Genomic DNA, 20599 nt, shown 5'->3' on the forward strand with positions numbered 1-20599 from the left:
TCTTAGCGCCGATGGTAGTGTGGAGCTTCTCCATGCGAGAGTAGGTCATCGCCAAGCACCTAATACGAAACAGCCCCGATCATTGAGATGATCGGGGCTTTTTTCGTTCAGACGCCGCTACGCGGCTCGTCCCCACAATCCCACAAGGGTGGATGATTGTTGTAGGAGCTGCTTCCAGCCGCGAGTGCTTATCGCCCCTGGAAGGGGCTCCTACACCATCTGAAGAAGCTAAACCCCTGTGGAAGGGGCTCCTGCACTATCTGAAGAAGCTAAGGCCCTGTGGGAGCGACGCCCCCGTCACGATAAAACTGTCAGGTGACAGTGAATTAACTCATCGCCACGAGGTACCCAAAGGACATACCAGCGTGCCTCCCACAATCACAACCCCGCAGGGTAGGTGGTTTTGTAGGAGCTGCTTCCAGCAGCGAGTGCTTATCGCCCCTGGAAGGGGCTCCTACACTACCTGAAGAAGCTAAACCCTGTGGAAGGGGCTCCTGCACTATCTGGAGAAGCTAAGGCCCTGTGGGAGCGACGCCCCCGTCGCGATAAAACCCTGGGTATCGCCGCGAGGTACCCAAAGGGCATACCAGCTCGCCTCCCACAATCACAATCCCACAGGGTAGGTGGTTTTGGAGGAGCGGCTTCCAGCAGCGAGTGCTTATCGCCCCTGGAAGGGGCTCCTGCACTATCTGAAGAAGCTAAGGCCCTGTGGGAGGGACGCCCCCGTCGCGATGAAACCCTGGGTATCGCTCCTGGAAGGGGCTTCTACAGGAGGGGATCAGAATCCTTGTTCTGGAAGTGAATGACTACAAAGCAATTCGAAGCTTTACATATGAGGACTGCTCTTGTAACCGTGAGGTCATTTTTGATCTATAGGCTCTTCGGGTCATTTAATTAACTCGGAGACTGAACATGCCCGCCCACTGTTTTACTAAAACGCTATTAGTGATCTCGATCGCTGCTATTGCAACGACTTCTCAGGCTAACTCATTTAACCGTATTTCCAGCTTCGGTGCTATCCATAACCTGCCAGAAGGTACTCCTCAAAGTCAGGAGACATCTCCGGAAATTATTGCGGCGAGCGAAGATGGTAATACGCTGGTTTATTCTGATAGTCCCTTTGGCGCGCTGGGGTTTGTTGATATCACCGATGCTGCAAAGCCTGTTGCAGGCGGCAGTTTTAAACTGGATGGAGAGCCGACCTCGGTCGCTATTTCCGGCCAGACCGTGTTTGCAGCGGTGAATACATCTGAAAGTTATACCAAGCCTTCAGGATATCTGCTGGCACTGGGCTTACAAAGCCGTGAAGAGCAGGCCCGTTGTGATCTGGGTGGTCAGCCAGACTCTGTTGCTGTCTCTGAAGATGGTCGTTATGTTGCGGTAGCGATTGAGAATGAGCGTGATGAAGATCTTAACGATGGTGCGCTGCCACAGTTTCCCGCCGGTTGGGTATCAATAATACCGGTTAAAAAGGGGCAGCCGGAATGCGATAAGCTGACTAAGGTTGATATGACCGGTTTGGCGGAGATCGGTGCTATCGATCCGGAACCTGAGTTTCTGGACTTTAACAGCCGAAATGAGATCGTTGTTACCCTGCAGGAAAACAACCATCTGGCGGTGATTGATGCAGCCAGCGGTAAAATTCTGAATCACTTCACAGCCGGCAGTGTTGAATTGCAGGGCATTGATATCAAGAAAGATAAGAAGCTTGATTTCAGCGGTACTCAGACCCGTCTGCGTGAGCCTGACTCTGTTAAGTGGCTGGATGACAACCGCTTTGTTATTGCTAACGAAGGGGATATGAATGGTGGTGCGCGTGGCTTCACCATCTTCCATAAAGATGGACGAATACTGTTTGAATCAGGCTCATCATTTGAACAACAGGTTGTTTTAGCCGGGCACTACCCCGAAAAACGTTCAGGTAAAAAGGGTAGTGAGCCTGAAGGTGTTGCCATCGGGAAGTTTGGTGGTGAGACCTATATCTTCATTCTCTCTGAGCGCGCCTCTGTGATTGGCGTTTACCGTGATACGGGGGGCGATCCTGAATTTGTTCAGCTGTTGCCATCCGGTATCGCACCAGAGTCTGCGGTCGTTATTCCACAGCGCAACTTATTGGTGAGTGCCAATGAGAAAGATCTGATTGAGGATAAAGGTCCCCGTGCGCATGTAATGCTGTATCGCTTTGCAGATGAGCCGGTAGCGTATCCTCAAATCATATCTGCCCGTACCAGCAACGGCCTGCCAATTGGCTGGGGGGCGTTGTCCGGTCTGACCGCAGATCCGGCTAAACCAGGTCTGCTGTATGCGGTGAACGATAGCTTCTATGCAAATCAGCCGACAATCTTCAGCATCGATGCAAACCAGACGCCCGCTAAAATCACTGCGGCAATGCCGGTGCTGCGTGAGGGTAAAACAGCTGAGAAGCTTGACCTCGAAGGTATAGTGACGGATGGTGATGACGGCTTCTGGCTGGCATCGGAAGGTAAAACAGCGAAAGGTGTTCCCCATGCTATTCATCATGTGAATAACATGGGTGAGATTGATCGTACGATCGATTTCCCAACTGACCTGCTAAAGCATGAGGTTAAGTTTGGTGCTGAAGGGATCACTATGATCGGCGATACTCTGTGGATTGCAATACAGCGGCCATGGAAAGATGATCCTGCCGATCAGGTTAAGCTGTTAGCGTATAACCTGAAAACAGATAGCTGGGGGGCTGTGCGTTATCCGCTCGAGAAAGTTTCCAGCGGTTGGGTTGGTTTGTCTGAGATCGTTAGTCATGGCGATAAGGTTTACATTATCGAGCGGGATAATCAGTTGGGAGAGTCTGCGGCCGTGAAGCGTCTCTACAGTGTTTCTCTCGATCAGCTAAAACCTGCGGCGATTGGCAGTGAGCTGCCGGTCGTGAAGAAGATGCTGGTTCATGATTTCCTTCCCGATCTGAAGTCTCTGAATGGCTATGTGCAGGATAAGATAGAAGGGTTTACGATTGATGCTGCAGGTAAGGGGTTTGCTGTGACCGATAACGATGGGGTGGACGACAGTTCTGGTGAAACTCTGTTTTTCAGTATAGGTAAGATGTAAATCAGCTATTAACTCAGAATATTGGGAAAGGGGCGATCATTGATCGCCCCTTTTTTTACCTCAATATTTACCTCAGGTTTTTTGTTTTAGGTTTATTTATATCTATATTCTATAGGATTTTTAATATAAATATAATTAATTTTTAATAATAATAACATAATTGGTATTTCTTTTGATTATTAATTTAACGCAACGTTGTTTTAATAATTAGGTAACTTTGCTGTAATAGTTGCTAACTAATATCGCAGCCAATGAATTTTTGCTTAAGATATAAGGCAGTCGTAATGCGATTTAGTTCAAAAATAATCTGTTCAGTGTTGTTATTTATTTCTACGTCCGTTATGGCTGAAGTCGAATTATTAGCAGGTAGTGGTATCTCTATTATTGCTGTAAACGGTGTTGAAGTAGAAAGTGATTCTCTCATTGGAAATACTGTATCTGCCACGCTACCCAACGGTATTAACCAGGTTCTGGTTAACTACTCGGCAGAAATAGAGTCATCCGGCGATCTCGAAATAGAAACCACTAACCCACATGTCATTGTTTTCAATGCTAAAGATAGCCGTATTCAGCTTTCCACTCCAGAGATTACCCGGTTGTCAGACTTCGAGACGTTTGATAAGGGCCAACAGTGGAAACTTGCTGATAGCTCTGGTCATACTATCAGTTATCAATCTAAACCTCTTATCAAAGAGGGATTTCAGCTTAGCCGTGATTATGCAGCGGAGCTTCAGCGTTTTAACCAGTCAGGTGATGCACTTTCGATCAATAGCTTCGCAGCGAGTAACCGATCTTCCGCCAGCTTACCGATAAATAATGTAGCTTCAGGAGTTGCTATAAACCCATTATCAAATGGGTCTGTTTATAACTCTGATTCTGTAAACCTTCCTGAGCAGCTGCTTCAGTATTGGTATATGAAAGCTGATGCTGAAACCAGAGAAAGGTTTAAAGCCTGGATCAGGAATAAATAAATTTATTTTGGAACTTTACCTTATGTCGATGAGGTGGCAGGGATTGCCTTTTTAATAATTTAACTTAACTGTATTTTATCTTTTCTTAACTGGAGAAAGAAATGAAAAAGCTTATCCTGGCCGCTGCTATTGCCGCGACTACTGCTGGTTCTGCAAGCGCTGCGACTATTTACGAAGGTAAGGGGCTGACTTATAAACTGAAAGGTGACTTTCAGATTCAATTGCGTAAAGACGTGGGTAAAGATCAGAACCTGAATGTCGATTTCGATGATCTTGAGCTGAAAAACTCTGTTATCTATGATCTGGGCAATGACATGAAGGCCTTTGGTCAGCTGGATTTTGGCTATAAAAATGCTGCAAACGGTAAGGATAAAGAGAGCAGCAGCCAGCTGGAAGAAGCGTATGTTGGCATGCAGTTTGGTAATGTTTCGGTGTCTGTTGGTCAGCAGAACTTTGCCGTAGACAGCTTTGGTGTTGATGAGCAACTGGAAGATGAGCTGAAAGAAGATCGTTTTGATGCGACTGCAACTGATGGTAACGATGTGGTTCGTGTTGATGTGAACATGGATAACTTTACGCTGATCCTCTCTACCGAGCTTGAAGCCGATGGAGAAAAGAGTGCCGATGGTAAAGGGTATGACCTGTTTGTTTCAACCTCTGTTGCTGGTGTTGAGCTGGGTGCGGCTTATCAGACTTTTGATGAAGATCCTTCTACCAGCGGTGATGTCGATGTCTGGGGTGTAAGCGCTATGTACGATGCAGGTTTTGCTGAGTTTGGCGTGGATTACAGTAAGTCTGATGATGGTACTGTCGAAGCCAGTCAGTATAACGTTATCACTATTATCCCGGTTGCAGCGACTACCGATCTGGGTCTGGGTCTGACCAAGGTTGAAGAAGATGGTCAGGATGATGTATCTGAATGGTACGTTAACGTTGTTTATAAGTTCCCAACTCAGAAGAACGTATCTGTCTTTGCTGAAATTGCTGATACCGATGAAGATGGCGTTAAGATGGGTTACCTGGCAGGTATGCGTCTTAAGTTCTGATCCCGGGTTTTTGCAGAAAAACATAGTCCATTCTCAGGTCACCCCTTCGAGCTTTGAATGGCTGTTTTCTGAGGCCGGTTGTCGAACCGGCCTTTTTTCGTTTAAACAGCAGTGGTCAGTTGTCCTGGATCCGGACTCTGAGGTTGGGAAGAGTATAGATAAAATTTACCACAGAGAGCACAGAGTTCACTGAGAAGAGCTTTTGTTTTCCTCTGTGCTCTCTGTGTCCTCTGTGGTGAACCAGATCTTTGATTTTGCTGTAGGGCGGGGAAGTTGTCAGCGACAACGTACAGGGAAATGAAATGATCGGACAAGCGCAGCGCTCGGAGATCGGACAACCGCTGTTAGTCAACGGATTGTGCTTTCAGATAATCATGGCACTCCTGCCAGTTACCCCGGTAAACAATCCGGTCGGCTTTCAGGCTCAACTGATATTCATACATCGGATCGTAATACCAGTTAAGCAGGGGGAACAGCCAGTTCAGGTGGGCGTCATATCCCGCGCCAGCCTGGTGTAGTCTGATCGCTTTCAGCATCTCTTCCCGCAGGATCTGCCAGCGCTCATTACCCAGTCTTCTGCGGATTTTATCCAGTCCGCTGAGCAGATACGCTTCGCAAAGTACCTGTCCCTGCTCCTCTCCGTGGACGTGGATGTAGTCAGCGACCATATCGATGACATACTCTTTCAGTAACCTCTGCAGCCGAATATCCAGGGGGTCTTCGATGACGGCAACAGGGGCGCTAAGCATTTTCTGGTAGAGGGGAACAGGGAGATCAACACTGCCGATATGCCGCCCTTCATCTTCAAATACCAGTTGCTGGTAGCCCGCATGCTGCTTTTTCAGCATCTGGATAGCGGTGATATTTTCAAAGTTGATCTGGGTGTTCTGAGGCTTAACATAGGCGCCAAAGCTGGAGCCCCGATGATGAGCCGCTCCTTCGAGATCTACCGCATTAGCCAGGGTGTTGACCATCAGGGTTTTGGCTGAACCGGTTTTGCCGCCGACGATATGGAAAGGCAGAGTCTCTGAAAGTTCGTTGATAACATCGAGCAGAGCGTTTCGCAGCGCTTTATAACCGCCTCGTACCAGCGGGTAATGGATACCTGCATCCTTGAGCCATTGCTGAGTCGTTTGCGAACGCAGACCACCGCGAAAACAGTAGATGTAGCCCTGAGGGTTATGACGGCAAAACTCGATCCAGCGTGCCATTCTCCTCTCTTTTATCTCCCCGCTGACTAACTGATGTCCCAGTTTTATCGCGGCTTGCTGACCCTGCTGTTTATAGCAGGTACCGACCTGTGCTCTTTCATCATCACTCATCAGCGGCAGACTGATTGCCGAAGGAAAGGCACCCTGGCTGAACTCAATCGGTGCCCGAAGATCGACCATGGGGGTATCGTTAATAAAGAGTTCGCGGTAGTTATCGGTATCTTCGCGCATAAGGTCTCTTATGTTAGTGTCTTATGTTAGGTGTCTTATGTTAGGTGTCTTATGTTAGTTGATTTGTATCAGCGGTCTCATGTTATTTACCTGAGACGATTAAATTTATCTGCTGATCTGCTGCAACTGGCGATCATGCCAGCGGCTGAGCAGGAGCAGGGCACAACAGGCGCCGATCAGGGCCAGAAACATATCTGACTGGGTGTCCCAGATATAACCCTGAGTGCCCAGAAATGCTTCAGCAGATTCGCCAGTCAACTCGGCTACCCACCATTCGATCAGTTCATAGAGTGCACTGAAGGCGAGGCAGAAACTGATAACAAACAGGTTCAGCCATCTGCGTCCATTCACGGCATTGGCGCGAATCATAATCTCTCTGGCGATGATAGCGGGAATAAAACCCTGTGCCAGGTGACCCACCTTGTCATAGTTGTTACGTTGCCAGCCGAACAGTTCAGATATCTGGTCGAACAGTGGCACTTCAGCATAGGTGTAGTGTCCGCCGACCATCAGTATGATGCAGTGAATCAGAATCAGCACATAGAGCAAAGGTGTCAGTGGGTATTTTTTCCAGGTGAGCGCTAACACAACTGCGCCGATCAACGCCGGTACAACTTCAAGAAACCAGGTGAACTGATCCCTGGGATTGATGGCTGACCAGAGCAGCGCCGCGGTGAAGGTTATGATCCAGAGTAATCGCATCGATGCAGTATAAGCGATTTGATAAACCTTAAATAGCGTTTGGTTTTTTCGGAATGTTGATCGTAGCAACAGACAGCTTTCTGCCGGTCAGATCTTTTTCTGGTTCGGGCAATACATCGAGGCTGGGCCATATACCGGAGGTAAGCGCGCTCATATAGCCGTTGCCCAGTCCGGATTGTTCCATCCTTAGGGCGGTTTCAGTATGGTCGTATTGAAGCCGATGCCAACTGCAAGTCAGCTGTGTTTCAGTAGGCGTAATGATCATATACCAGGTGTCAGGGGTGCCATCATTCGCAGGCATACCGATCACACCGGCATTCAACCAGTAGCCGCTGCCGGTCTCCCGGCCAAAGGGGATACCGCAGTGTCCCGCGATAATGATCTGACTGCCGGATTGCTGGAGTTGTTGCTGCATCTCGTCAATCGGGGCAGAGGCAAAGATAAACTGATTATTGCTATCAACCCCCCCATGAATAACGGTGAATGCAAGCTGGCAATAGTTGAAACAGATCCGGTTGGGCAGTTGTCGCATCCAGGCTTTATTGGCTTCGCTAACCCGGGGCAGGGTGTAGTTATACCACTGGGCAGACAGCAGATCGCATGAGCTGCCTTCAGTGAACCCACAGCCACAATCCTCAGCACCATTTCCGACCGATTCTTCACAATTACCGGCAACCACGCCGATGCCCCATTTCCGGATCAGATCAACCGTCTGGTCCGGTTCAGCACAATAGGCCACCAGATCACCGGTACAGAGGATATTGTGCGCCGCTATCCCGAGCTTATCAGCCACCTGTCTGATCGCCCGGGTGGCCTGAAGATTACTATAAGGCCCGCCAAAGATTAATAGCGGGCTTGCGTCGTTGGGTTTGAAGGGCATCATACGGCTGTTTCTTGCAGCGTTGCGGGTTGCTGTTTACTGATCATCCCTGCCCAGAACAGCAGGCAGCCGCCCGCCAGAACGCTGAGAGATATCCATAATAGCTTAGTGTATTTATGGCTATCGCCTAGCAGGTGAGTATGCCCGGATGATTCAGTGAAATACAGGGCCGCACCTGCCAGCGCCATTGCGAAACAGCTGAGGTAACTCCATAAAGGAATATCGGTACGCTTACCCCACAAGGAGAAGAAAATCACCGGTGCAAGATACATCGACGCGGTACCGCTCACTGCAACTGCGCTGAACAGATCCTTATTACCCGCGAATACCAGCAGTAACCCCAGTAACACAAAGACCGCCATGGTGATTCGGCCATTAATCAGTGATGGCTCAATCCATTGCATATCCACCGCAACCAGCTTGGACGCGCTCGACAGGGTGCTGTCCAGCGTGGACATTGCCGAGATAACCAGTGTGATATTGAACAACAGCATTGGCACTTCACCGAGAAGTCGCATCAGCGTGTCATTCATCGCTTCACCGCTGATGGTGTTAGCGCCAGCGATGATACCAAAGCAGCCAAACAGGGCGATGCAGATAAAGCTGATCCAGGTTGCATGGTAGAAGCTTTTGCGGGTGGTCTCACGGTCTGCCAGAAACCCCCGGTCCATCATCACCGGGTCATGCATCGGATAGCTCCAGATCTGTAACAGCGCTACCAGAATCAATACCGGTCCGGGATCCGTTATATCAAAGCTTTTAAACATCAGAGCCGTGCTGGTGAGCTGTCCTGTTGTCAGCACCAGAATGGTCAGGCCACCCAGCAGAACCAGAAACAGTATCATCTGAAACAGATCGGTACGCAGCGAGGCATGCAACCCGCCCAGCATCGAATAGATCAGTGTGATAACGGCAAACAGCGCCACGGCTGCGGTATAGGAGGTGCTGCCGGTGACACCGAAGAGGATGCCGATCACCAGGATGTTGGCAAACACCTCGCTGATCAGGCGAATACCGATCACGAAGTTATAGCAGCGGGTGCCCCAGTGGCCAAACCGGTGGGCCAGAAACGCCTGAATGCTGCTAAAACCCTGGTCAAATCTGACTGAGTCGATAATTTTTGCGCCGGTCAGAAACGAGAGATAGTACGCGGCATACGCCAGGGTACCCCAGAGACCATAATAAAAGCCAAGAATCGCAGCGTTCAGCAGAGAGCGGGCAAAGATCCAGGTTGTCACCTGTGAAAAGGTCAGCATTAACAGACCCGGGGGCTTGCCTTCAGGGGAGTGTCCACTAAAGAAAGCCTTGCTGTTGTTTGCTTTGGGGCTGAGAAAGACTGAAATGATCGCGACCGCAGTAACCGCAATGATAAGGGATATGTCCATGAGCTGTCCTGGCTGCTGGTAAAATACTGATCCGTTATTATGACCGGGAAAACTGAAATAAGGATGAAAAACTGCTTTTGGCAGTGTCAGACATCCACCTGTAGCTGGTACAGCCGCTTTACGCCAGACAAAAAAAAGCCTGTCAGTTGACAGGCTTGATCATACTGAGAACTTACACGTATTTTTTACCGGTCGGTACAGCGACAACAGGTACCGTCGCGCCTTTAATGACCTGACGCGTAGTCTGGCTGTGGTGACCGAAGGTGTTTTCAGAGCCCATCACAATCATATCCACGTTGCGCTTAGCGGCTACTTTCAGGATAGAATCGGTATAGTTGCCCTCCACGATCATATGCTCGATGTCGAGATCGACGATCTTATCGAGAGAGCCCAGCTCCTCTTCGCAAAACTTTTCGACCCGGGTTTTCATCTGCTGCATAACCTGATCGATACCCTCGTCATGCATCTTCTTAACGATATCTTCCGGCAGATAGTTTTGAATCAGGGCATGTCCCAATTCACCGATCGGCTCAATAACATGCAGCATAATAATATGCGCTTTCATGGTTTGAGCAAGGTTCACCGCCTGTCTGAAAACCGGGCGGGTGTGTTTGCCCAAAGAGGTTGTGTACAAAATGGTCTTAATCTCAGGGAGTGGCATGCTCAATATCCTCATAAATTACTGTTCAGTGTTGGTGTGCTGAATCAGTTTGTTTTCTGGAACACTGTTGTCAGCATTGAGTTTTGGCTGACTGACACGATCCAGAAGATAAATGATCGATTTGTAATCTAAACCGCTATGGTGCGACAACCCGATCTCACAGGTGCGGCTGGTCGAGTATCCGCTGGTGCACCCCTCAATATCATCTTTGAGTGAGCGTAATGCTGACTCATTCAGCTCGGGAGTTGAGAATCCCTTATCTCCGGCAAACCCGCAACAGGTTATCTGCTCCGGAATAACCAGATTGGTTACACAGGCTTCAACAATTCGCTTCAGCTTATCGCTGACCCCCATCCGGGTTGTACTGCAGGTGATGTGCAGCGCAACCGTTTCCTCGACCGGTGTTATCACCAGCCGGTCGAGCAGAAACTCATGGATAAATTCTACCGTATCAAAAAGTTGAATACGTTGATCTGTATTATCCTTTAGTCTAAGGCTGCAGGGGCTGGTATCTGAAAATACAGGATACTCGCCATTATTGGTAGCCTTAAGTAACATCGCTTCGGTTTCAGCGGCCTTATAATCGGCGGCCTCAAACATCCCTTTTGACTGGAAGGGCATACCGCAGCACAACTGATCCAGATTCTCCGGGTAGATCACCTGATAGCCCGCCTTACGTAAGAGCTGCTCGGTCTTCTCGGCCAGAGATGTCTGCTCCTCATCGCCCCGTGCCGGCCCCATCGCCCGGCTGGCACAGCTGGGCAGATAGACAACCTTTGGCGCATCCGGGTGGGTCACCGGGCGGTGGATATTGATCTTAGGCGCCGCCGTAGGCATCGCCGGAGTCCATTGCTGTACCCGTCCCCCGGAAAGCTTACGGGTGGTGTCACAGATCGCCGTCATCGCTTTGGTGCCGATCAGGCCATGGGTCAGGTCAGCGCCTTTAAAGGCCACCTTGCTGGCCGTCATGACCCCGCCGTAGTGTTCTGCCAGCCATTGCGCCAGTTTCGTATGGCGTGCATTGTTCCTGCTGCGTAACAAGCGGGTCAGATCACCGGTGTTAATCTCAACCGGACAGGTGGTGGAGCATAACCCGCAGGCCGCGCAGGTATCTATGCCCTGATAAAGGTACTCTTTGCGCAGCTCTGCCAGTCGTTCAGGATCCTCATGGCTGGCCTCAAGCCGGGCGATCTCACGCCAGATAACAATTCTCTGGCGCGGAGTCAGGGTGAGATCCCGTGACGGGCAGGTGGGTTCGCAGAAGCCACACTCGATACATTTATCGACCAGTGGATCAGCAGCGGGAAGCGGTTTGAGGTTTTCCAGATGCACATGGGCATTGCGGTTTAGCAACACCCCGGGGTTGAGAATATTGTGCGGGTCGAATAGCTCTTTGATCTCCCACATCAGGGCATAGGCCTGCGCGCCCCACTCCTTCTCAACGTAGGGAGCCATATTGCGACCGGTTCCATGTTCTGCTTTCAGCGAGCCATCATATTTATCCACCACCAGGGTTGCCACATCATCCATCAGACCTTCATAACGGTCTATCTCAGTCTGATCATCAAATGACTGGGTAAACACAAAGTGCAGATTGCCCTCCAGCGCGTGGCCAAAGATAAGCGCTTCATTATAATCCCATTTGACAAAGATCTGGTGCAGGTCGTGCACTGCATCAGCGAGCTGCTCTACCGGAAATGCGACATCTTCAATAATGACGGTGGTGCCGGTTTGGCGTACCGCGCCGACTGCGGGGAACAGGCCTTTACGGATCGCCCAGTACTTTGAATACTCCTGCGGATCCGTTGTGAACTCGATATCGCGAACGGTCTCAAGCGAGGCGATAGAGACCTTAATCTGTTCAACCTGCTCAGCCAGGTGGTCTTTGCAGCCCGCCCGTGTTTCAACCAGCAGTGCTGCTGCATCATCCGGGAGCAGTTTGATAAAGTCAGGCATGCCGGGTTTATTTTCAATTGAACGCAGGCCCGCACGATCCATCATCTCAACGGCGGATACCGGGGTCTTTTTCAGTATTGCCACCGCTTCACAGGTGATGCGAACGGTGGGGAAAAAGATCAGTGCCGACGCTTTATCCGGATGCTCATCCACCGTGTTGTAGGTGATGCTGCTGATAAAGCCCAGCGTACCTTCTGAACCGATCATCAGATGTTGCATGATCTCGATCGGGTCCTGATAATCGATCAGTGCATTCAGTGCATATCCGGTGGTATTTTTCAGCCGGTATTTATGCTCGATCCGTTGCCGCAGGGCGGTGTTGTCTCTGGTTTGCAGGGCCAGGGCTTCCAGAGCGGTCAGCAGACTAGCGTGACTTTTTCTGAAGGCGCTGACCGAGTGGCTGTCTCCGGTATCGACAGAGGTTCCATCCGCCAGAATCAGCTTCATGCTGTGCAGGGTACGATAACTGTTTTGCGCAGTGCCACAACACATGCCGCTGGCGTTATTCGCCGCGATACCGCCGATCATTGCGGTGTTGATGGAGGCTGGATCAGGCCCGATCTTCTTATTAAACGGAGCCAGATAGCGGTTCGCATGGCCACCGATGACACCCGGCTGAAGCGTGATACGGCTGGCATCATCCTCTATCTGATAACCTTTCCAGCCATCTTTCAGCTGAATCAAGACCGAGTCGGTAATGGCCTGCCCGGAAAGGCTGGTACCCGCGGCGCGGAAGGTCACAGGTATTCTGTGACTGAAAGCCAGCTTTACAATACGCGCCACAGCCAGTTCCGATTCCGGGCGCAGTACCAGTTGTGGAATCAAGCGGTAGAAACTGGCATCGGTCCCATAGGCCAGGGTGCGAAGCGGATCAGAGATGATCTGTTCAGCGGGCAGAAATTCCTGCAATAGTTGCTTGAATTGTTGATATTCCTGCTTCATTTAAATGCCTCGCCTTGGCAGCTGCTGATTCAAATGGTGATTCAGGATCTGCCCGATTAACGTGTGACCCGCAGGTCGGATGAAATAGAACAGCAGAAGGAGACGGGCTCCTTCTGTACTAAACATGCTATATATGTGGCTACCGGGAGTGTTTAGCCGTAAGCGGCCGCGGGTAGCCAGAGTACCAGTTGCGGGACGAAAACCAGCACCAGCAGACCGATAAGCTGCAACAGAATAAAGGGGATAACACCCTTATAAATATCGCTTAGCTTAACACTCGGCGGGCAAACACCTTTGAGATAGAACAGGGCAAAGCCCACCGGCGGTGTCAGGAACGAGGTCTGCAGCGCCATCGCAACCAGCATCACAAACCACACCAGCTCAGGATTATCGACTACACCATAACCATCTATATCCAGTCCCAGTGCGGAGATAACCGGTGCCAGCAATGGCAGAATAATCAGCGTGATCTCAATCCAGTCGAGGAAGAACCCCAGCAGGAAGATCACCCCCAGGATAAAGAAGATAATACCGTAAGGACCAAATGGCAGACCGGTCAGGAAAGACTCAATCAGCTCATCGCCGCCCAGTTCACGCAGAACCAGGGCGAAACAGGTCGCACCGATAAAGATCGCAAAGATATAGGCGGTGGTGTTATAGGTGCCCTGCATCACCTCTTTCAGTACCCGGAAATTGAATTTGCGGTTGTAGATTGCCAGCAGGGTCGCACCAAATGCGCCTACGCCCGAAGCTTCGGTTGGCGTGGCAAAGCCACCAAAAATGGAACCCAGTACAACAAAGATCAGCAGCAGGGTGGGCAAGACAGCCTTCAGCACAGAGATAACAGTCTGAAGAGTGACTGGTTTGGTATCCGGTGGAATCGGGGCGGCTTCAGGTTTCAGCTTGCCGACGATGAGGATATAGATGATATACATCGCACCCAGCATCAGACCGGGGAACACCGCCCCCATAAACAGATCACCCACGGAGAGCCCCAGCTGATCCGCCATGATCACCAGCATAATGCTGGGTGGAATCAGAATGCCAAGCGTACCGGCGCTGGCAATGGTGCCCAACGCTAAAGGCATGGAATAGCCCTGCTTGGTCATCGAGGGTAGCGACATAACCGCCAGAAGTACTACGGATGCACCGATAATACCGGTAGAGGCTGCCAGAATAATACCGATAGCGGTAACCGTGATGGCAAGACCACCGCGCACCCGGCCGAACAGCTCCTGCATGGAGTTCATCAGACGCTCTGCAACGCCGGATTTATCGAGCATTATCCCCATGAAGATAAACATCGGCAGGGCAACCAGTATCCAGTTGTCCATGATCTTCCACAGCCGGTTTACCACCAGACCCAGCGTCAGAAAATCCAGTCCGGTAATGGTATCAAAATAGGTGTCCGCCAGATAACCGATCAGGGCAAATGCAACGCCTACCCCCCCGAGAACCCAGGCCACCGGAATCCCGGTAAACAGCAATACGATGAACGACAGGAACATCGCAATAACAAGAATTTCATTAATTTCCATTACGCATTGTCCCCTTTAAACAGTAAAACCGTGTCACGGTACAGACGTGACACTACCGCGATACCCAATAGCAACATACTGGCGGGCATAGCACTTTTGACCAGCCAGCGATAGGGCAGACCCGAAGGAGACTCTGAGTGTTCATCGATACGATAGGAATCCGCAACGAAATCAAGACTGTGGATAAAAATAACCGAGATAAAAGGCAGCACTAACAGCAGGATGCCCAATATTTCAATAATATATTTGGTTTTTGATCTGAAGGATGAATAAAACAGATCGACCCGGATATGCGAGTTAGTGGTCTGTGCATATGACAAACCAAACATTACTCCGAGTGCATACAGGTGCCATTCCAGCTCTTCTAAGACGATCAGACCATTGGAAAATCCTTTTCGCAGAATCACCTGAGTAATAATGACCAGCACCAGAATGACATAGACCCAGGCGATCATATGGCCGATTTTCTGGATGGCCCTGTCAATGCTGTCCGCCAGAGGGACCGAAGGCAGGCTGTTAGGCTCGTTCACGATATTGCACCTTTACCAGTTTTTATTGTATTTGGAGTTAACGTTTGTAACGTCAGTATATGAATAAGTTTTGAAAAAACTCTGTAAAACAGCGGCGCCGGTCGCTTCTTTGCAGAGTGCTCTCAGGTTTCAGAACAGATTTAAAACCGACAGACTAAACACAGGGGCTAATCAGCCCCTGCGTTGCTAAGTCATATCAGATTCATGCTTAGTTGTTTTTCGCGCGTGGCAGGAATGCGTTGGCTTCCCAAAGGTCATAACCTTTGCGGAAAGTGCTCAGGTCATCCCAGACTTTCTTGAAGAACGGATCTTCAGCGGTCTTCTCAGCTACCACTTCGTTCCATTTCTCTTCAAAGGTGTTCAGCATAGTGTCATTCCAGTAACGGATATGAACGCCGTTTTCCTTTGCTTTAGCCATCACATCAAACTGCATTGATTCGCCTTCGGCTATTGCGTTAGTCATTGATGCTTTACAGGTGTTATTAACAATCGCCTGCTGACCGGGGCTCATACCTTTCCAGGTGTCACCATTGATCAGTAGTTCGAAGATAGTTGCCTGCTGATGCCAGCCTGGGAAGTAGTTGTATTTGGCAATCTTGTACAGACCCAGACGCTGGTCAATGGCGGGCTGAGAGAACTCGGTGGCATCAATCGCGCCTTTCTCCAGGGCGCCGAAAATTTCACCGCCGGGCAGTTGGGAGGTGGATACGCCCAGTTTTTCCATCACCGATGCACCAAGACCGAAGAACCGCATATTCAGACCTTTCAGGTCTTCCGGTGTATTGATCTCTTTCTTGAACCAGCCGGAAGTTTCCGGAGAGATAATGGCGCATGGGACAACGTGAACGTTGTAACCGTTGGAGTCATACATCTCCTGATACAGTTTCAGACCATTACCGTAATAGAGCCAGGCCATATATTCGCCAGCTTCCGGTCCGAATGGCACGGCGGAGAACAGCGCGGCAGCCGGAATCTTACCCTGCCAGTAGCCTGCGGTGGCATAGCCAGAGTTTACTTTACCGGATGATACAGCCCCCAGAATCTCCTTAGCGCCTACCAGTTTGCCCGGCTCGTAGATTTTCATCTTAATCGAGCCATCACTCATAACCGGTAACTGTTCAGACACCCACTTAATGGGGGTTCCCAGTGCGGGCAGGTGTGATCCGAAAGCGATTGGCGTTTTCAGAAGTAACTTATCTGCCGCTTGTACTGCTGTGGTTGTTGCCGTCATAGCTGTTGTGATTACAGCTGCAGAGACCAGGGCCTTTGCGAATTTATTCATGATCTTCCCTCATGATGTTTGTTGTTTTTGTCTTTCTTTGCCGGATTCAGAACAGGCCATTCGGAGCCTTGAAAAATTGTTCTTGAATAATTGGTAATACCAATTTACCATGCAATTAGTCGCTACCTTAGAATTTAGAGCGGTGCCTTGTCAATGCTTTTGTAACTAATAAACTTAGCTTCTTTTTTATAAAAAGCGCTATTTTTTATACAAATCAATAACAAACAGTATGGTCAGACCAGTTTGCAAATGGTAATGCTGGCAACTTTTAAAAGCCCTGCCGGGGGCGATGGTGCTTTAGTTGTTGGCTCAGGCCGCGTTCATAAGCACCCTTAAAATTAATAACTAAAGAGTCAGTATTGAGAAGAGCAATGGCTGGCGGAGATGGTCAGATGGCGTATCAGCGAGTGAAGCAACCGAAAATTTCAGATGTCATCATGGGACAGTTGGAAGAGATGGTTCTGGAAGGCACCCTTAAACCCGGGCAGAAGTTGCCACCGGAGCGGGAACTGGCTAAGCAGTTTGAAGTGTCCCGTCCCTCATTAAGAGAAGCGATACAGAAGTTGGCGGCGAAAGGGGTGCTGGTGAGCCGTCAGGGGGGCGGGACCTATATCTCGGAAGATCTGGGCAAAGCATTCTCTGACCCCCTGCTGGAGCTGTTCAAAACCCATCCGGAGGCCCAGTATGATCTGCTGGAGTTTCGTCATGCGCTGGAGGGGGTATCGGCATATTACGCAGCCCTGCGCAGCACCCCCGCCGATAAAGAGCATATCCGGGCCCGTTATGATGCCCTGCAAGGGTTTCATGACCGTAAGGAGTTTGATAAAGAGGTGTATGCGGATGTTGATTTTCATCTGGCCATCGCCGAAGCAACCCATAATATGGTATTGCTGCACATGATGCGGGCGCTGTTCAGTTTGCTGCGTCAGCATATCTGGGAAAACCTGCAGGATATCTATCCTAAAAGCGATATTCGCAGCAAAATTCATTTACAGCATTCTGTGCTGATGGAAGCGATCCTGGCGGGTGAACCTGAAAAGGCCCGCAAAGCGGCCCATGATCATCTGGCTTATGTGGAAGATGCCCTGCTGGAGCAGGGGAAAGAGAATACCCGTCTTAAAAGAGCGCTGCGTCGGGCAGATGTAACAACCCTGTAACCTGTCTTATGTATAAAAACTACATTAATGGCTATTCATGCCATTCATATAGACATTAATTCTGTTTTTTTGTAGTATTACTACAAAATAAAAACGATAACAAAAAAAAACAGGCCTGCTGCGGTGCAGCATGAAGCCTGTTGTTGAACTCGTTAAGGCATTCGTAGAAGTGTTGGTGAGCAGGGCGAAGTGATAAAAATCTATAAAATCATCGGCTTCAGTTGAAACCGCTGTTTTTTTTCCTGCTTTTTTACTGATAACTTCTATTCTTAACAGAGTTTACCCTACGCCGGGATGATTGGGATACCTGGTTTTGAGTGCAAGACAAGACAAGAATAGTGGAGAAAGGCAAAGTGCAAGAATTTATCGACGATATTGATCCTATTGAAACCAGTGAATGGATTGACGCGCTTGAATCGGTAGCCAGGAATGAAGGCGAAGAGCGTGCTCACTACCTGCTGAAAAAGCTGGGTGAAAAAGCTTCTGAGATGGGCGTTAGTGGAAGTTCGACACTGACCACCCCATACCGCAATACTATTGCATCAAAAGATGAAGTCCGCATGCCGGGCGATCTGTTTATGGAGCGTCGTATACGTTCCTTTATCCGCTGGAACGCGATGGCGATGGTGATGCGCGCCAATGATAACGCCGACGGTCTGGGCGGTCATATCTCCAGCTTCTCCTCCTCTGCAACACTTTACGATATCGGTTTTAACTATTTCTTCCACGGTTCTGAAGGCGATCGCGAAGGCGATCTGGTGTTCTTCCAGGGGCATATCTCGCCTGGGATCTATTCCCGGGCCTATCTGGAAGGCCGTCTGACCGAAGAACAGATGGATAACTTCCGTCGTGAAGTGGATGGTGTGGGTTTGTCCTCTTATCCCCATCCATGGCTGATGCCTGATTTCTGGCAGTTCCCAACGGTATCAATGGGTCTTGGCCCGATCCAGGCGATCTATCAGGCGCACGTTATGCGCTACCTGTCTGCCCGCTCTCTGATCAATCGTGGTGAACGTAAAGTATGGGCATTCCTGGGTGACGGTGAGTGTGATGAGCCGGAATCGCTGGGTGCTATCTCCCTTGCCGGTCGTGAGCAACTGGAAAACCTGGTGTTTGTGGTGAACTGTAACCTGCAGCGTCTGGATGGTCCGGTTCGTGGTAACGGTAAAATCGTTCAGGAACTGGAAGGTGTTTTCCGCGGGGCGGGCTGGAACGTTATCAAATGTCTGTGGGGCCGTCACTGGGATCCACTGTTTGAAAATGATGAAAAAGGTCTGCTGCAGAAGCGCATGGATGAGGTCTGTGACGGTGAGCTGCAGAACTACAAGGCAAACGGTGGTGCCTACACCCGTGAGCACTTCTTCGGTAAATACCCTGAATTGCTGGAGATGGTTAAGGATCTGTCAGACGATGACATCATGAACCTCAACCGCGGCGGTCACGATCCCTATAAGGTCTACGCAGCTTACCATGCGGCGATGAACCATAAGGGGCAGCCTACGGTCATTCTGGCGCAAACCGTTAAAGGTTACGGTACCGGTAAATCGGGTCAGGCGAAGAACGACACCCACTCGATGAAGAAAGTGGCGATGGATGATCTGAAAGACTTCCGTGACCACCACAATATTCCGCTGACCGATGAGCAACTGAAAGAAGTTCCATACTACCGTCCATCACCTGATTCTGCAGAGATGAAGTACATGATGGAGCGTCGTAACAAACTGGGCGGTGTTTACCCCACCCGTCGCAGTGACTTCGATGCCCTGGAAATTCCACCGCTGGAGACCTTTGCCGCACAGCTGAAAGACAGCGGTAAACGCGAAATGTCGACCCAGATGGTGCTCAACCGTGTGATGAGCACGCTGGTGAAAGATAAGAATATGGGCGAGCGGGTTGTGCCGATCGTGCCGGATGAAGCCCGTACCTTTGGTATGGAAGGTATGTTCCGGCAGTTGGGTATCTATACCTCAGCGGGGCAGCGCTATGTACCACACGATTCTGACCAGATCATGTTCTACAAAGAGTCCAAGACCGGTCAGATTCTCGAAGAGGGTATTAACGAAGCCGGTGCGATGTCTGCATGGATGGCCTGTGCAACCTCTTACAGCAACAACAACTGCACCATGGTGCCGTTCTACATCTACTACTCTATGTTCGGCTTCCAGCGGATCATGGACCTTGCCTGGGCTGCGGGTGATATGCAGGCCCGTGGCTTCCTGATCGGTGCGACCTCGGGTCGTACCACGCTGAATGGTGAGGGTTTGCAGCATCAGGATGGTCACTCTCACCTGATGGCGCAGATGATTCCGAACTGTGTCTCTTACGATCCGACTTTCGGCTACGAGCTGACCGTGATCGTACAGGACGGCCTCAAACGGATGTTCCAGGACAAAGAGAACAAGTTCTACTACATCACCACCATGAACGAGAACTACGCTCACCCTGCCATGCCGGTAGGTGCTGAGGAAGGTATCGTGAAAGGGATGTATGTTCTGCAGGAAGGTAAAGATTCCGACAAGAAAGTACAGCTGATGGGTTGCGGTACGATTCTGCGTGAAGTGATTGCGGCGGCCGATATCCTGCGGGATGAGTTCGGTGTCGAATCCGATATCTGGAGCACCACCTCGATTAACGAACTGCGTCGTGATGCTCAGAGTGTTGCTCGCTGGAATATGCTGCACCCTGAAGAGGAAGCACGTACCTCATACCTGGCCGAGTGTCTGAATGGCCACGAAGGTCCGGTTATCGCCTCCACTGACTACATGCGTATATACGCTGATCAGCTGCGTGAATATATCCCTCGCACCTATAAAGTACTGGGTACCGATGGTTTTGGTCGCTCCGATACCCGCGCCAAGCTGCGTGAGTTTTTCGAAGTGAACCGTTACTACGTCACTGTTGCTGCGCTGACTGCGCTGGCTGAAGAGGGCAAAGTTGAGCGTACTGTTGTAGCCAAAGCGATGCAGAAGTTTGGCATAAACCCGGAAAAACCAGCCCCCTGGACTGTGTAAACCCGAAGCTGA

14 protein-coding genes are annotated in these 20599 nt (G+C 50.1%); 5 read left to right on the plus strand and 9 right to left on the minus strand.

Annotation, left to right across the window (positions count from 1 at the left end; genetic code table 11):
- Nucleotides 1–912 precede the first annotated feature (912 nt).
- From JW499_RS18820 to JW499_RS18830, 3 genes are all read left to right on the plus strand, one after another.
- On the plus strand, nucleotides 913–3084 hold the full coding sequence (locus JW499_RS18820) for an esterase-like activity of phytase family protein (protein WP_205212034.1): 2172 nt from the start codon (nucleotides 913–915) through the stop codon (nucleotides 3082–3084).
- A gap of 284 nt (nucleotides 3085–3368) precedes the next feature.
- Entirely contained in the window at nucleotides 3369–4055 is a 687-nt protein-coding gene (locus JW499_RS18825) for a YccT family protein (RefSeq protein WP_205212035.1), read from the plus strand.
- A 101-nt stretch (nucleotides 4056–4156) separates the two neighbouring features.
- Nucleotides 4157–5101, plus strand: a complete 945-nt coding sequence (locus JW499_RS18830) for a porin (RefSeq protein ID WP_205212036.1) — start codon at nucleotides 4157–4159, stop codon at nucleotides 5099–5101.
- A 344-nt stretch (nucleotides 5102–5445) separates the two neighbouring features.
- Here the strand turns inward: JW499_RS18830 and mnmH are convergent, their stop codons facing one another.
- From mnmH to JW499_RS18875, 9 genes are all read right to left on the minus strand, one after another.
- On the minus strand, nucleotides 5446–6543 hold the full coding sequence (gene mnmH / locus JW499_RS18835) for a tRNA 2-selenouridine(34) synthase MnmH (protein WP_205212037.1): 1098 nt from the start codon (nucleotides 6541–6543) through the stop codon (nucleotides 5446–5448).
- Nucleotides 6544–6648: 105 nt separating this feature from the next.
- A complete protein-coding gene (locus JW499_RS18840) occupies nucleotides 6649–7245 on the minus strand; it encodes a DUF2238 domain-containing protein (RefSeq protein ID WP_205212038.1) in 597 nt (198 codons plus the stop codon).
- Between the two features lie 28 nt (nucleotides 7246–7273).
- On the minus strand, nucleotides 7274–8128 hold the full coding sequence (locus JW499_RS18845; RefSeq protein WP_205212039.1) for a metallophosphoesterase family protein: 855 nt from the start codon (nucleotides 8126–8128) through the stop codon (nucleotides 7274–7276).
- Nucleotides 8125–9510: a sodium:proline symporter gene (locus JW499_RS18850; protein WP_205212040.1), complete on the minus strand. Its 1386-nt coding sequence runs from the start codon at nucleotides 9508–9510 to the stop codon at nucleotides 8125–8127. The genes JW499_RS18845 and JW499_RS18850 overlap by 4 nt, the downstream gene beginning before the upstream one ends.
- 172 nt (nucleotides 9511–9682) lie before the next feature.
- Nucleotides 9683–10171 (minus strand): universal stress protein, encoded by a 489-nt coding sequence (locus tag JW499_RS18855; RefSeq protein ID WP_205212041.1) that lies wholly within the window; start codon nucleotides 10169–10171, stop codon nucleotides 9683–9685.
- A gap of 18 nt (nucleotides 10172–10189) precedes the next feature.
- Nucleotides 10190–13069, minus strand: a complete 2880-nt coding sequence (locus JW499_RS18860; protein WP_205212042.1) for an FAD-binding and (Fe-S)-binding domain-containing protein — start codon at nucleotides 13067–13069, stop codon at nucleotides 10190–10192.
- 152 nt (nucleotides 13070–13221) lie between these two features.
- Nucleotides 13222–14607: a TRAP transporter large permease gene (locus tag JW499_RS18865; RefSeq protein ID WP_205212043.1), complete on the minus strand. Its 1386-nt coding sequence runs from the start codon at nucleotides 14605–14607 to the stop codon at nucleotides 13222–13224.
- Nucleotides 14607–15137: a TRAP transporter small permease subunit gene (locus JW499_RS18870; protein WP_205212044.1), complete on the minus strand. Its 531-nt coding sequence runs from the start codon at nucleotides 15135–15137 to the stop codon at nucleotides 14607–14609. The genes JW499_RS18865 and JW499_RS18870 overlap by 1 nt, the downstream gene beginning before the upstream one ends.
- Before the next feature lie 208 nt (nucleotides 15138–15345).
- A complete protein-coding gene (locus tag JW499_RS18875) occupies nucleotides 15346–16419 on the minus strand; it encodes a TRAP transporter substrate-binding protein (RefSeq protein ID WP_205212045.1) in 1074 nt (357 codons plus the stop codon).
- A 392-nt stretch (nucleotides 16420–16811) separates the two neighbouring features.
- On the opposite strand from JW499_RS18875, the gene pdhR reads away from it, so the two are divergent.
- Together pdhR and aceE are read left to right on the plus strand one after the other, a co-directional pair.
- Nucleotides 16812–17576, plus strand: a complete 765-nt coding sequence (gene pdhR / locus JW499_RS18880) for a pyruvate dehydrogenase complex transcriptional repressor PdhR (protein ID WP_205212046.1) — start codon at nucleotides 16812–16814, stop codon at nucleotides 17574–17576.
- Between the two features lie 353 nt (nucleotides 17577–17929).
- Complete coding sequence (aceE, locus tag JW499_RS18885) at nucleotides 17930–20587, plus strand: pyruvate dehydrogenase (acetyl-transferring), homodimeric type (protein ID WP_332874039.1); 2658 nt, start codon at nucleotides 17930–17932, stop codon at nucleotides 20585–20587.
- Nucleotides 20588–20599: the final 12 nt, after the last annotated feature.

It is taken from the genome of Amphritea pacifica (assembly GCF_016924145.1).
Lineage (GTDB): Bacteria > Pseudomonadota > Gammaproteobacteria > Pseudomonadales > Balneatricaceae > Amphritea > Amphritea pacifica.